The organism is Halospina sp. K52047b, from assembly GCF_008709855.1.
Taxonomy (GTDB): domain Bacteria; phylum Pseudomonadota; class Gammaproteobacteria; order Pseudomonadales; family Oleiphilaceae; genus Halospina; species Halospina utahensis_B.
Window position 1 is genome coordinate 51,118 of the sequence record NZ_VYJH01000005.1, and the last position, 13,770, is coordinate 64,887.

Here is a 13,770-nt window from a genome sequence, read left to right on the forward strand (position 1 = left end):
CGGTACGGCTGTACACTGAAATAAAGTGAACACCTGTACGAGGAATACCGAATGCGCTGGTTTCACAGGATCGGCCTTTTTATTACGGCAATACCAGCAACCCTGGCCGGCTTTCTGCTCTGTGTGGCACGCCCATTCCATCGCGGCAACAACAGGGTCTGCGCACGCATGTACGCATGGTGCGGCCTGAGGGTCCTCAATGCCCGGGTACGCCTGGAAGGCTGGCAGCACCTTCCCACCAACGAGCCGCGCGTTCTGATCGCCAACCACCAGTCGAACCTGGATCTCTACGTGGTCGGCAGCATGACCCCGGACAATGCTGTGGTTGTCGGCAAACAGAGCCTGGGGTGGATCCCCCTGTTCGGTCAGATCTTCTGGCTGGGCGGCAACGTGCTCATCCGGAGGCGCAACAGGGCCAGGGCAATGACCGCCATGACGGCCGCCAATCTCGCGATCGCGGCCAGAGGGCAGTCGGTATGGATCATGCCGGAGGGCACACGCAGCCGTGGGCAGGGCCTGCTGCCCTTCCGCAAGGGCGCTTTCCATACCGCCATCGCCACGGGGGTCCCCATCACCATGGTGTGCATCAGCGACTACCTGAAAACACTGGCATCGGGCAAAGGCCCACACACCATCACCGTAAGGGTGCTGCCGCCGGTGGAGACAGAGCACCTGAGCAGTGCCGATGTGCCCTGGCTCATGGAGCACTGCCGCTCGCTGATGATCCGCAACCTGACGGAACTCAATGGCGAGTCCCCCGTTCCGGAGGAAGGGCATCCCCGGCAGGCCGCCTGACGCCTAACCCGGTGGCGCGAAATCCACCGGGAACCGGACCGAACGCTCCGGCACCTCCATGGCGCCGAAATTGAACAGCGCAACACGCTGGGCAATCTTCCGCGCCACGCCCTCATCGCCCAGCGTTGAGCTGGCCACCTCCACATCCAGCACGTTCCCGCCCGGAGCGATTCTCAGGGCCAGCACCACCTCACCCTCCAGCAGCGGATTCTGACGGCGGGCGCGGTTGTAGATGGAGAAGAGCGCGGACTTGTTGCGCTCAAAGGTCTCCCGGATGTTCGCCATGGGGCGCTCCTCCGGTTCGGCGGGCTGTGCGCCGGAGTTGTCTTCGGAGCCGGCAACATCCCGGGTTTCGCGGCGGGCTATCTCGCCTTCCTCGACAGAAACGTCGCCCGGTTCACCAGGGCCGCCCGAATCCGCCATGAGCTGCTCTTCGTCCGGCCCCTCCGGAAGCGCCCCGGCACCGCTATCCGCACTTTTCCCCGGCTCCCGGATGGCAGTCTCCCTCTCCGGCGCCAGCGAACGCAGCTCCGCCAGCTGATCCCGCATCCCCACCAGACCGGATTCACGCGCCACTTCCCGCGCTTCTTCAACCGTCTCCTCCGGCTGGGGCGCCTGCGGTGCCTCCGCCTCCGGTTCCGTTTCCGGCTCGCTGGCTTCAGGTTCCGGCTTGGGCTCCGGTTCAGGTTCCTCCGGTTCCTCGAGCATGCGCGCCATCTGCGGATCCGGTTCGTCCGACTGCTCCGGTGCCCGCTCCGGCAACTCCATTCCAGGCACCAGCACGGCCAGCGGCAGGAAAACCACCAGCAGCATCGCCAGTATCACCCCGAGCAGTCGGTCCTCGCCCCGGGTGCTGCGCCACGGCAACGACGGAGAACGGCTCAAGGCCTACCTCCTTCACTCTCCGGCGTGCTTTCAACGGCTAGATGAATCCGGGTGTAGCCCGCATTCACCGCGCTGCGCATGACCGGCCGCAGGCGTGCGTAATCCAGGTTCCGGTCCGCCACGATCATCGCCCTGGCCTTATCACCGGATTCCACGCTCCCGGCCAGGTGCGCCTGGAGATCGGCAATGATCTCGCCACCCTTGCCCTCGGTTACGCCGTCCAGCCGGGCCACCTCGCTGCCACCGACGAGGATGCTTTCACCGGCCACCACCACCCGCAGGATACTTTCCGGCACCTGCTCCGCCGCGGAGCGCGGCAGCTGGATATCGCTGTCCTCCTGCAGGACCTGAACATCCGAGGAGTTCACCATCAGGAAGAACACCAGGATGGTGAAAATGTCCATCAGGGCGGTGAGGTTCAGCCCACCCGGGCGGTTCATGCGCCGATAGTGGCGCTGGATACGGCGGGCGCGGCGGGATGCCTTCATGAGTCCGCCCCCCCACCCTCAGGCGCCGGCGCATCACCGAGGGCGATGTCCGGGAAGAGTTCCGCGGTGACCGCATCCGCCGCCACCACCTCCGGGTAGCCACGAACGGTATCCATGGTGGTCACCAGTGTCTGGTAATCCGTATCCGGCCCCGCCAGAAGCCGGATATCACGGATCTCCGGGAAGCGCTCCTTCACGCCCTTGAGAAGCTCCCGCAGCCCCGCAAAGTCCGGGCGGCCCTCTTCAACCGGCTCGAAATGCCGGAGTACGCCCCCATTACGGTCACCCACCTCGAGGCGCCCGTCACGCACGATCACGTAGAGCGCGAGTTCCTCCCCGTCGTCCACCATCTCATCCAGGCGCTCACCGGCTTCCGGGAAGCGCAGTTCCAGGATGCGGGTCTGGGTGAAGACCATACTCAACAGCAGCACGGGCACCAGCACGATCATCAGGTTCAGGAAAGGCGTGATGTTCAGGTCGGCTTCCGCCGTCTGCCGGCGATGTCGGCGTCGTCTCATGGGCCGGCCTCACCCTTCACTGCGCGCGGTACTGCCCGCCTGGGTTTCCGAGATCAGGTTCAGGAGCTTGACCCCGGCCATCTCCAGACTGTCGATCATTTCATTGGTACGGGTCTGGAGATAGGCATGGGCCAGCAGCAGCGGAATGGCGGACATCAGGCCGAAAGCCGTGGTGTTCATGGCCACGGAGATGCTGTCCGAGAGCATGCTGGCCTTGTCCGCCGGATCGGCCTCCGCCACGGCGGTGAAGGCCGAGATCAGGCCCATGATGGTGCCCAGCAGCCCCAGCAGTGTGGCCACGTTGGCCAGGGTGGCCAGGTAGGGCGTGCGCTTCTCGAAGCGTGGCAGCACCTCCATCAGCCCCTCCTCCATGGCATATTCCACGTCCGAACGCGACTGGCTGTTACGGAAGCGGGCCAGCCCGGCGGCCACCATCTCGCCCACCTCGACGCCCGACTCCCGGGCCGCTTTCGAGGCCTTCTGGAACTCCCCCTTCTGCAACAGCGGCCAGAGCCCGGACTCAAAGAGCCTGCGGTTGCGCCGTCGTGCCACCTGCAGGTAGATCATGCGCTCCAGCACAATCGCCAGACCGATGAGCAGGATCAGGGCAATGGGAACCATGAACAGCCCCCCTTGCTGGAAGAAACGGACTGCGGATTCCATCAGTGGGATCTCCGTTGCGTTGGCTATCGGTGTCTGCATGGTCAGCGGGTCTCTCCGGTTGAGGCAGCCCCCGACAGCGCTTCCAGAAGCATGCCGGGGTCACTGCGGTATCTGAGATAACGACGGTAGCTCTGATCATCGAGGGGGCTGAGGAGCTCTCCCAGACGCCCCTGTTCCGCCCTGGGCGCCTCCATGGGGGCATCCCTGGGCAGTCGCCAGGGCATCAGGTGCATCACACCCGGGCGCTCGTCCACACCCTCGATGCGGATGCCTTCCGGGTCGTCCTGGGCTGTCACCGGCAGGGCCAACAACGCCAGGGCCAACAACGCCAGGGCCATCAACAGGGTTCTGTGCCGCGTCTTCATTCCACCCTCCGTTCCAGGTCCCGGATCCACAGGGCGACCTCCTCATCCTCGGCGTCCGTCAGCGACTGGTAACGCCGGTAATGGGTCAGAGCCTGTTCCAGATCGAGCAGATAGAGTTCCGAGAGGACAGCGAGGTTGTAGTGCAGCTGCGGGCGATCAGGATTGGCCTCCAACGCCTGGCGCAGCAGCGCCGTGGCCTGATCAATCCGCCCCTGTTGCCGGTAGAGCAGCGCCAGGTCGTTGGCCGCCGCCGCATGCTGCGGGGACTGGTCCAGCAGTGCCTCCAGCGCCCGAACTGCCCGCCCCGGCCTGTCCTGGTGACGGGCCACCATGGCCCTCAGCATCAGAACGTCCGGGTGGAAGCGGTGATCGTCTTCCACCCGCTCAAGCTGTCGCCCCGCAGCAGCCGGGCTACCACCAGCGAGCGCAGCGCGCACCTGCTCCAGCCGATCCCGGTCCGACGGATCCAGCGCTGGCGTAACCAGCGCCACTCTGTCGGGCATACGTCCGTCGGGCTCCGGCCCTGACTGCATACCGGCACAGCCGGCCAGGACCCCCAGGACGAGCACCATCCCCCATTCAGCGCGCCGCTTCATGGCGTGCCTCCGTCCATTGCAGGTCGCGTTCATAGCGGGCCGGGAAAAGATCCGCCAGGCTGTCGAGGCTGCGGCTCACCCATCCCGTCCAGTGGCCCTCGGGGATCCGCTGCTGATTGCGCTGGTGGAGTTCAATGGCTTTTTCCTCAAAGGGATAGGCTTCCTCTTCCAGCAACATCTCGTACTGGTTGGCCTGGAGATCCGTCAGGCCTGAGGGGCGCTCGGAGTCAAGCACGTCCTGAGCCAGCTGGCGGTACAGCTCCGCCATGCGATAGGTGCTTTCGGTGGCGGTCTCCGCGATGCCGAAACGCTCCGCTCTGCGAAACCATTCCAGGCTCTCGGAGAGGACGTCACGCTTGCGTGCCAGCGACTCCTCCAGCGGCGCCCCGAGCTCGATCCGCCCAAACACGTCAGCAGCACGCCGGCCCAGCCAGAGTGCACTGCGACTGGCCAGCCGGGCGCTCCGGGCTGTTCCTTCGGCCCCATCCTCGGCTTCGACAATGGCCCTGTGGGTCCCGGCCAGTGCCTCCTCCCTTTCCAGCGTCTTCTGCATCATTGCAAGCTCATGCCGGCGCTCCTGCTGGAAGGCATGCCCGCCCAGATGGTCGGTCCCGTCCGCCAGGTAACGTTCGTAAAGCGCCACCGCATCCGGCAGGCGCCCCGCCTCACGGTAGTAGCGGGCGGCCCGCAGCTGACGGCTCCAGCGTTCCTCAGGGTCCAGATCATCCGGGTCTGTCGCGAGCATGGCATCCGCTGCCTTTCCCGGGCGGCCCGCCTGGCGGTGGGCATGCACAATACGTTCGCCCGCCCCCGGGGCCAGCTCATGTTCCGGGAAGCGCTGGCGGAATGTCTGCAGAAGGCGGATGGCTTCATCCCATTGCGCCAGCTCCAGCACCAGGCCGGTTTCATCATAGCGGGCGCTGGCGGCCACATCGGTGCCAGGCGCTGCCCTGTAGGCCTTCTGGAACCAGGTTCGGGCCTGCTCTGACTGTTCCCCGGCGGCCAGCCGTTGAGCCTCCCGATAGAGAGCCAGGCCATGGCGCTCCCGGAAATCCGCCAGACGATCGTCCTCCTCCGGTGTCAGCTTCCGCACCTCGGCCCAGGCGCTGGCGGCATTCGCGTATTCCTCCGCGTCCGTGCGCAGATGCCCCAGCAGGATCCAGCCTGCCCGGTGCTGATCGTCTGTGGCATCGGCGTCCACCAGGGTCCGCGCCACCCCGCGTGCTTCGGTATACCGCCCCGCCTCGTACAGCCGGTTCGCCAGTGTCTGCCGCACGCCGTTGATATCAGCGTACCAGGGGAAGTCCTGAACAAAGCGGCGGGCATCCGCGATCAGCCGATTCCTGGCATCCGCGTCCTCCTGCCTGTGCCACTGGTCCTGGCGCAGCTGAACAAGCGCATAGGCTGCCTCACCCGCGCCCGGAAAGGGCGGTTCGGACCAGGCCGCACACTCATACAGGCCGGCAGCCTGCGCGATGCGGCCACCCCGCAGGGCGGCATCCCCTGCAAGCAGCACCATGTAGCCGGCACCGGTTCCCATGGCGTCGGCCTCCATCCGGAAGCGCCCGGCACGGTCGGCGTACTGGCGCAGCCGCTGGGATGCCTGGCGGTAATGGCTGCGGGATTCGCCGCCTTCCAGAGCCTGGCCACGGGTGTAATGCCACACGCCCAGTGCACGCAGATAGCCCATCACCTGCCGGCGCACCGGCCGGTCAAGCGCGGCCATCGCGTCCGGCTCGGCATGGGCTTCCACCGCCTCCGCCATGGCATCACGCATCCGTTCGGTGTTGCCCGCCAGCCGCCAGCTCTCAACCACTTCCGTGAGCATCGCCGGCGCCGCGGCATGGTCCGGGTAGCGGGCACGGAAGGCTTCGGCGGTGGCCACACTGCCCTGATGATCACCCCGCTCCCTCAGGAAGCGCAGGAGGTGATCATAGAGGGTAGCGACATAGGGGCGGTCGCCATGGGCATCGAGCACGCGCGCGAGTGTTTCCGGGCCACGATCATAGGTGGCGATGAGGCTGAGCACCCGCTGGGCATCCGCCACCTGCTCGGCGTCCTTGCCCGAGACACTGGCGAAGCCGGTGCCCTGATCGTGATAGCGGTCCATGAACACCAGGAAGAGCCCCGCCGCCTTCATGGCCTCGTCATTGAGAAAACGGCTCCAACCCAGCATGTAGAGGCTGTCATTGCGGAAATCGTCATCCGGCCCATGCTCACGGGCCGCCCGGAAAGCCTCCGCCGCGTCCGCGTATCGGCCCTGACTGAAACGGTGCTCGCCCGTGCGGAATGCCGCTTCCGCCATGAACTGCGAATTCCCATGCTGCTCCAGGATCCGCTCCAGATACCCCACGGAGCGCCGTGGCTGGCCCGCGATATCGCTGGCCCGGGCCGCCTCGTACAGCAGCTCCGCCTCCCGTTCGCCCTTTGCGCCTGCCAGCAGGGTCTCAAAGTCGTCCAGCGCCTCCCTGTGCAGACGTTCTGAGGCTTTCTCGGAGAGGCCCAGCGGATCGCCGAAACGGGCCTGGAGATTCTGGATGCGGTTAAGCGTATGCACCCGCACCAGCGGGTCATCCGCCCGCCGGAAAACCCGGGCGTGACGGCGCACCGCCTCTTCCAGCGAGGCGTCCGGCCCGGTGCCGCTACCCGTACGGATGACAATGGGGCTGAGGTCCCCCAGCGTAGCCGCGCCTTCCTGCAGGAGCACGGTTGCGCGCGCGCCACTGGCACCGGTCATAAGGAGCGCAATGAGGCCCGCATTCAGGAGGCGACCGGCACGCATCATTCCCATCCGCCCCGCTGAACCGGCCTTTCCGTCTGGCGCAGGGCCACCTGCTCATAGACCAGCGCCTGCTGCCGCAGGTTGCGGTCCCGGAACCCCACCAGCCGTTCACGCTCATCTGCCAGGAACCCGAGAAATCCGGAGTCCAGTTTCGCTGACTCCACCGAGGGATCGCCGCCATCCGCCACATATTCCAGCACCCAGGCAATCAGTGGCGAACGGGTGTGGTTCCTGCTGCCCCGCAGGAACTCAACCAGATCCTGATCTCCCTGCAGCTCCGAACGGATCAGGCGCGCCAACCCGTGTTCCCTCACCTGCTCCCGCAGGCCGTCAAGCCGTTCGATGCTGCGCTCAAGGTAGGCATGGTTGCGTTCCGCCGTTGTCAGCGCTTCACCGTGATGACCGGACTCGCTGTAACCCCAGACGCGCGCCAACCGTGCCTCCGCCACCCCCGGCCAGGCCACCGGAAAACGCGCCACCCGCTGCCAGGTCTGGAGGGCACGGTGCAGGCTGCCGTTTCGGGCCCGTGCGATGCCAAGCAGGTAGAGGCCCTCGCTGACCAGGGTGCTGTCCGTGCGCACACGGCTCAGGGCCTGCTCCGCCCGCCGGGCATCGTCCTGACGCAGGGCGAGCAGCCCCTCGGCGATACGCGCCCGGCTGACCAGATCCGCGCCCCGCAGTGAGCCATCGCCAGCAGCCAGCGACCGGACCACCCGCAGCGCAACGCGCGTGCGACTCAGCGATTGCCGCTCCAGGTACGCCATGGCCAGGTTGTAATACCCCATGCCCCCCCAGAACGGGTCACTGATGCGGTTAAGCTGGTTACCGGCCTCACTGAAGTGCTCGTAGTGACGTGCGGTCTCGGCGAGCAGGAAAAAGAGTTCATCACGCTCCTCATCGCTCACACTGTCGGGCTGGATATTCTCGGACAGGATGGATTCCGCACGCTCCGGGGTATCCTGGTCGAGCGCTTCCCGTGCACGGTCCAACGAGGAGGCCAGCGCTGACGGAACGAACAGAGCGCAGAAAAGGAAAAAGACCGTAATCAACCGGATCGCCATAACCTCCAGACTCCGGGTTCCCGGGATAGGCGGCGGCCAGTTTATCAATCGCGGTCAGCACGGGATGTGGGACAGGTCACCCACTGGCGATCCGGAGTGTTATGGCTGTCTCAAATCGAGCGCTCGAAGCGGTATGGGTTAATCGATACGCTCAAAACACGCCAGCTGCGAGGGTGAGCCCAGCTCCGGATCCGCTTCGCCGATGCCGCCGAAACGCACGCGGTAGCCGTTGCGCTTGGCGACACCGGAGGCCCACTGGCGGAAACGGGCCTGGCTCCATTCAAACCGGTGGTCAGGGTCGCGGAGCTCGCCGGGAGCAAGATCGAGCAGGGGATTGTAATCACGGTTTGGCGTGGTCATGACCAGGAAGGACGGTCGGAAATACTCGAAAACCGCCCGCTCAACGGTCGACAGATCCCGTGGTGGAACATGCTCGATGACTTCCACCATCGCTGCCGCATCGAAGCCTGAACAGGCGGCATTCGGCTCCTGAAAGGAACCCCGGACGAGCTGGACCCCCGGCTCCGGCTGCTCCAGCCAGTGAGCCAGGCGTTCCCGCGCGTTGCGCAATGAGACGCCGGAAGACTCCAACCCCACCAGACGGTCAAACGCCCCGGATTCCAGGCACCGCTGAAGCAGGGCACCGGAACCACAGCCCAAGTCAATCACACTGCGGGCCGTACTCCGGGTCAACAGCGACACGACATGATCGAGGCGGACCTCGTGGAGGGCACTGGTCTGGGTATCCATGGGGTCACTCTATGCTGCCGATTAGACGTGTAACAATGCTATAAACGCCCACAGGGGTTACATTGGCGGGTAATTGTACGCGACCCAGGGAGCCCTGAATGGACGATAACCCACTGGAACACAGCCACCAGCCGGATGCCATCCGGGAACGCCTGTCGCAGCAACCGCAGCAGAGCTACCTGAGGGATGCAATACTCGGTGGTATCGATGGCTGCGTCACCACCGTGGCCGTCATCGCCAGTGTGGCCGGCGCTGGCCTTCCAGGCATGGTCGCCTTCGTACTCGGCATCGCGAGCCTTATCGCGGATGCCTTCAGCATGGGAGTGAGTAACTACCAGGCAGTGAAAAGCGACCATGATGCGCGGGACCGCTTGCGCGAACAGGAGGCACGCCACATCCATCACGATCCCGAAGGCGAACGCGAGGAGATCCGTGAGATTTTCCGGCAGAAAGGCTTTTCAGGGGACATACTGGAGCAGGTGGTAGAGACCATCAGCGCGGATAAGCGCCTCTGGGTGAACACCATGATTCAGGAGGAATTCGGCTACGCCCTTTCAGGTCCGGCGCCCATGAAGGCCGCTGCCTCCACCTTCTGGGTGTTCATTGGTGTGGGGCTGATACCACTGCTGCCTTTCCTCATTCCCTTCCTGGCAGGTCTGCAAATGTTTCTTGTAAGTGGTGCAGTCGCGATCCTCGCCCTTTTCGGAATCGGTTGGGTCAAGGGCCAGATCCTGGGGATGAGCCGCTTCCGGGCCGGGCTTGAGACCCTGGCCATGGGAGGGGGAGCGGCAATCCTCGCCTTCCTGCTGAGCTTTGTTTTCGAACCCATGCTGAGTGGTCTCAAGCTCGGCTGAGGCTGCAGCCTGTTGCCTCAGTCAGACCCCGAATGATTCCAGAATCGGACAGGGTCCAGAATCGTCCGCTTCACACTCCGCTGCAAGCTGCCTCAGGGAATCGCGCGCCTGCTGCAGCTCACGGATCCTGACCTCAAGGGCCTCGATACGGGTCCGGGCGAGTTCCCGAGCCCGCGTATGATCATGACTGGCATCCAGGCCGATCAATTCCCCGATCTCCGCAAGGGAAAACCCTGCAGCCTGCGCCTTGCGGATGAAACGGAGACGACGCACGTCCTCATTGCCGTAGTGTCTTACGCCACCTTCACTCGATGGGGTCTCAAGCAACCCTTTGCGCTGGTAGAAACGGACGGTTTCCACCCCCACATCACAGGCAGCGGCAAGTTTTCCAATGGTCAGCATGGTTCTCCCGGATCCTGAACTTGACCCCGTACCATGGTACGGCATTTATTCTGTTTGTATACGCTAACCCAGAGGTCTATCACAAGGATCTCAACCGCTGAATGTAGCGGCAGGAGGAGCACCCATGAGTACAACAGAGCGCGAATACGACCTCACCATTGAAGGGCTGAACTGCGGCGGCTGTGTCAGCAAGACAGAGAAGGCCCTTCACGGCGTGGACGGCGTCAGCGAAGCCAGTGTGAACCTGGCCACAGGCAGAGCCCGGGTCCATGCAGGCGACTCCGTCTCCCCAGGGACCCTGAAAGAGGCGGTCCAGAAGGCCGGATTCGATGTGGCGACCGAAACCTTCCGCTTCCAGGTCACCGGCATGCACTGCGGTTCCTGTGTCAGCCGAGTGGAAGAGGCCGCGCTGGCCGTATCCGGCGTGGTGGATGCCAGCGTGAACCTGGCGACAGAAAAGGCCACGGTGGAGGTGGTGGCCGGCACCGTCGAAGCCGGTGAACTGGCCCGCGCCATCAGCGAAAGCGGCTACAGTGCGTCGCCGATCCGGGAGAAGACCACCGGCAACGATCAGGAGGATGCCCAGGCTACGGAAGCACGGGCATTGAAGCGCTCTGTGGCGGTGGCAGCGGCATTCACGCTGCCCGTGTTCATCCTCGATATGGGCGCCCACTTCATCCCGGCCTTCCATGAATGGCAGATGCAGGCCATCGGCCAGCAGCCGCTGTACTACCTGTTCTTCGTTCTGGCCACCATTGTCCTGTTTGGCCCCGGCCTGCGCTTCTTCCGCCAGGGGTTACCCGCCCTGCTGCGCGGCGGCCCGGACATGAACTCACTGGTGATGCTGGGTGCGACGGCGGCCTGGGGTTACTCCGTGGTGGCCACCTTCCTGCCCTCAATCCTGCCCGAAGGTCAGGTGCAGGTATACTACGAGGCCGCGGCGGTCATCGTGACCCTGATCCTGGTGGGACGCTACATGGAAGCGCGGGCGAAAGGCAGGACGGGTGAAGCGATCAAGCGGCTGCTCACGCTCCAGGCACGCACTGCGCGCGTGATCCGCAATGGCGACGCCCAGGAGATCGCCATTGAGGACGTGGTCCAGGGCGATACAGTCCAGGTACGCCCCGGCGAGAAGATCCCGGTGGACGGAACCGTAACCGGCGGCGGTTCCTGGGTGGATGAATCCATGATCACAGGCGAGCCGGTACCGGTTGAGAAAGCCGAGGACGACGAGGTCGTGGGCGGCACCATCAACCAGTCCGGCAGCCTTACCTTCACCGCAACCCGCGTGGGCAATGACACCACCCTGCAGCAGATCGTGCGCATGGTGGAGGAGGCCCAGGGCTCCAAGCTGCCCATCCAGGCGCTGGTGGACCGGGTGGCCGGTGTCTTTGTTCCGGTGGTCATGGTGGCCGCCGCCCTGACCTTCGGCATCTGGCTGCTGTTCGGACCGGATCCGGCACTCAGCTTCGCACTCATCAACGGCGTGGCAGTGCTGATCATCGCCTGCCCCTGCGCCATGGGCCTGGCCACGCCCACATCCATCATGGTGGGCACCGGCAAGGGTGCCGAGATGGGCATCCTCTTCCGCCGGGGCGACGCTCTGCAGCGGCTGCGCAATACCGACGTGGTCGCGTTCGACAAGACCGGCACCCTCACCCGTGGTCAGCCGGAGATGACGGACTTCGAGGTCATGGGTGATCAACAGGAGGACGAGCTTCTGCGGCTGGTCGCCAGTGTCGAGCAGGCTTCGGAACACCCCATTGCCCGGGCCATTGTGGCGGCCGCCGAGGCGCGTGAACTGAACCTCTCTGAAGTATCCGGGTTTGATACAGCGACCGGCAAGGGCGTTATCGCCCAGGTGGATGGCCATGAAGTGGCCCTGGGCGGGGCCGGTTACATGAAAGAGCTGGGCGTCCCCACCGACCAGGCCGGCAATACCGCGGAGAAGCTGGGCCATCAGGGCCGCACACCACTGTACGCGGCCGTGGACCGGCAACTGGCCGCCGTGATCGCCGTGGCGGACCCACTCAAGGAAACCACGGTCGATGCCATCCGGCACCTGCATGACGCGGGCCTGCGCGTGGCCATGATCACCGGGGATAACCAGCACACTGCCAACGCCATCGCCCGCCAGTGTGGTATTGATGAAGTCCAGGCGGAGGTGCTGCCGGACGGCAAGGTGGATGCGGTCAAGGCCCTGCAGGAGGGCGGTCGCGCAGTTGCCTTCGTGGGCGACGGCATCAATGACGCGCCGGCGCTGGCCCAGTCGGATGTGGGCATTGCCATTGGCACGGGGACGGACATCGCCATCGAGTCGGCGGAGGTGGTGCTGATGTCCGGGGATCTCCAGAACGTACCCAATGCCATAGGGCTGTCCCGGGCAACCATCCGCAACATCAAGCAGAACCTGTTCTGGGCGTTCGGGTACAATACGCTGCTGATTCCAGTAGCAGCGGGGATCCTGTATCCCTTCATCGGGGTGCTGCTGTCGCCGATGTTTGCGGCGCTGGCGATGGCCGCGTCCAGTGTCTGTGTGCTGACCAATGCGCTTCGGTTGCGGCGGTATCAGGCGCCTATGCAGACAGAGGGACCCTCTCCAGCCTGAGTGTACGCGCAGGATAGGGGCTGGTAATCTCTGCCGGGAAACGCTGTAAATACATCCCTGTACGCTTGTCTTCCGCCATCCATGGCTCCAGACATTCCCGTCAGAGATTACCAGCCCCTATCCGTTCAGAGATTTCGAGATATCCGGCCCAAAAAGGAAATACCATGTCTGACCGAGTCACTCTGGAAATCGACAACGACATCGCCTACGTCACACTGAACCGGCCGGACAAGTACAACGGCCTGGATATGGCGATGTTCGATGCCATCGCCAGCACCGCGAAAACCCTGAAGAAGGATCGTTCGATCCGGGCCGTCATCATTCAGGGGGCCGGCAAGGCTTTCTGCTCCGGACTGGATGTGAAGAGCGTGTCGGCAAATCCGGTCAACTTCGCCAAGCTGCTGTTCAAGCCGGGCCGGAAGATCAGCAACCTGGCCCAGGACGTGGGCTACCTGTGGCGGGAGGTGCCGGCGCCGGTGATCGCCGTGACCCATGGTGTCTGTTACGGCGGTGGTCTGCAGATCGCGCTGGGCGCGGATTTCCGTTACAGCACGCGGGGTTGCGAGTTCTCGATCATGGAAGCGAAGTGGGGGCTGATTCCGGACATGAGCATCACCACCACCCTCTCCGAACTCATGCCCATCGACAAGGCCAAGGAGCTGACCATGACCGCCCGGGTCGTCGAGGCGCCCGAAGCGGAACGGTTGGGGATGGTCACGCATGTGAGCGATACCCCCCTGGATGACGCCCTGGCGTTCGTGGAGGAGCTGAAAGCGAAATCGCCGGATGCGGTGGCGGCCACCAAACTGCTCTACAACCGTGCCTGGCAGGCGGATGACCGCACGGCGCTGGGCTGGGAAAGCCGCCTTCAGAAGAAGATCATTGCGCGGGCCAACCAGCGCACGGCGGTGGCACGCAACACGGGCAAGCCGGAACAGGCCTACGACCACCGTCGCTCGTTCTGAACCTCACCCCCGTAGGAGCGCGCTTGCGCGCGATGGTT

General features: G+C 64.6%; 14 protein-coding genes. 4 read left to right on the forward strand and 10 right to left on the reverse strand.

Annotated elements, in window-relative coordinates:
- Window positions 1-51: 51 nt before the first annotated feature.
- Window positions 52-795: a lysophospholipid acyltransferase family protein gene (locus F3089_RS08130; RefSeq protein WP_151440353.1), complete on the forward strand. Its 744-nt coding sequence runs from the start codon at window positions 52-54 to the stop codon at window positions 793-795.
- A 3-nt stretch (window positions 796-798) separates the two neighbouring features.
- On the opposite strand, the gene F3089_RS08135 is transcribed toward F3089_RS08130, so the two are convergent.
- The 9 genes from F3089_RS08135 to F3089_RS08175 form a co-directional block, all read right to left on the reverse strand.
- Complete coding sequence (locus F3089_RS08135) at window positions 799-1,680, reverse strand: AgmX/PglI C-terminal domain-containing protein (RefSeq protein WP_151440354.1); 882 nt, start codon at window positions 1,678-1,680, stop codon at window positions 799-801.
- The gene (locus tag F3089_RS08140) at window positions 1,677-2,168 is read right to left on the reverse strand and encodes an ExbD/TolR family protein (RefSeq protein ID WP_151440355.1); all 492 of its coding nucleotides are present in this window, start codon (window positions 2,166-2,168) and stop codon (window positions 1,677-1,679) included. The genes F3089_RS08135 and F3089_RS08140 overlap by 4 nt, the downstream gene beginning before the upstream one ends.
- On the reverse strand, window positions 2,165-2,686 hold the full coding sequence (locus tag F3089_RS08145) for an ExbD/TolR family protein (RefSeq protein WP_151440356.1): 522 nt from the start codon (window positions 2,684-2,686) through the stop codon (window positions 2,165-2,167). Before F3089_RS08145 ends, F3089_RS08140 begins: the two co-directional genes overlap by 4 nt.
- A gap of 9 nt (window positions 2,687-2,695) precedes the next feature.
- Entirely contained in the window at window positions 2,696-3,349 is a 654-nt protein-coding gene (locus tag F3089_RS08150; protein WP_151440468.1) for a MotA/TolQ/ExbB proton channel family protein, read from the reverse strand.
- 41 nt (window positions 3,350-3,390) lie between these two features.
- Window positions 3,391-3,714 carry a hypothetical protein gene (locus F3089_RS08155; protein ID WP_151440357.1) on the reverse strand — a complete coding sequence of 108 codons (324 nt, stop codon included), beginning with the start codon at window positions 3,712-3,714 and terminating at the stop codon, window positions 3,391-3,393.
- On the reverse strand, window positions 3,711-4,310 hold the full coding sequence (locus F3089_RS08160; protein WP_192497306.1) for a tetratricopeptide repeat protein: 600 nt from the start codon (window positions 4,308-4,310) through the stop codon (window positions 3,711-3,713). The genes F3089_RS08155 and F3089_RS08160 overlap by 4 nt, the downstream gene beginning before the upstream one ends.
- Window positions 4,294-7,095 (reverse strand): tetratricopeptide repeat protein, encoded by a 2,802-nt coding sequence (locus F3089_RS08165; RefSeq protein WP_192497307.1) that lies wholly within the window; start codon window positions 7,093-7,095, stop codon window positions 4,294-4,296. The genes F3089_RS08160 and F3089_RS08165 overlap by 17 nt, the downstream gene beginning before the upstream one ends.
- Window positions 7,092-8,153: a tetratricopeptide repeat protein gene (locus tag F3089_RS08170; RefSeq protein ID WP_151440360.1), complete on the reverse strand. Its 1,062-nt coding sequence runs from the start codon at window positions 8,151-8,153 to the stop codon at window positions 7,092-7,094. Before F3089_RS08170 ends, F3089_RS08165 begins: the two co-directional genes overlap by 4 nt.
- Before the next feature lie 138 nt (window positions 8,154-8,291).
- Window positions 8,292-8,903 carry a methyltransferase gene (locus F3089_RS08175; RefSeq protein ID WP_151440361.1) on the reverse strand — a complete coding sequence of 204 codons (612 nt, stop codon included), beginning with the start codon at window positions 8,901-8,903 and terminating at the stop codon, window positions 8,292-8,294.
- Window positions 8,904-9,001: 98 nt separating this feature from the next.
- Between F3089_RS08175 and F3089_RS08180 the strand changes: the two genes are divergently transcribed.
- Complete coding sequence (locus F3089_RS08180; RefSeq protein ID WP_151440362.1) at window positions 9,002-9,757, forward strand: VIT1/CCC1 transporter family protein; 756 nt, start codon at window positions 9,002-9,004, stop codon at window positions 9,755-9,757.
- Between the two features lie 21 nt (window positions 9,758-9,778).
- Here F3089_RS08180 and F3089_RS08185 read toward each other — a convergent pair whose 3' ends face one another.
- Window positions 9,779-10,159, reverse strand: a complete 381-nt coding sequence (locus F3089_RS08185; RefSeq protein ID WP_151440363.1) for a MerR family transcriptional regulator — start codon at window positions 10,157-10,159, stop codon at window positions 9,779-9,781.
- 124 nt (window positions 10,160-10,283) lie between these two features.
- Here F3089_RS08185 and F3089_RS08190 point away from each other — a divergent pair, with 124 nt between their 5' ends.
- A complete protein-coding gene (locus F3089_RS08190) occupies window positions 10,284-12,767 on the forward strand; it encodes a heavy metal translocating P-type ATPase (protein WP_151440364.1) in 2,484 nt (827 codons plus the stop codon).
- A 164-nt stretch (window positions 12,768-12,931) separates the two neighbouring features.
- Window positions 12,932-13,732 (forward strand): crotonase/enoyl-CoA hydratase family protein, encoded by an 801-nt coding sequence (locus tag F3089_RS08195; protein WP_151440365.1) that lies wholly within the window; start codon window positions 12,932-12,934, stop codon window positions 13,730-13,732.
- Window positions 13,733-13,770: the final 38 nt, after the last annotated feature.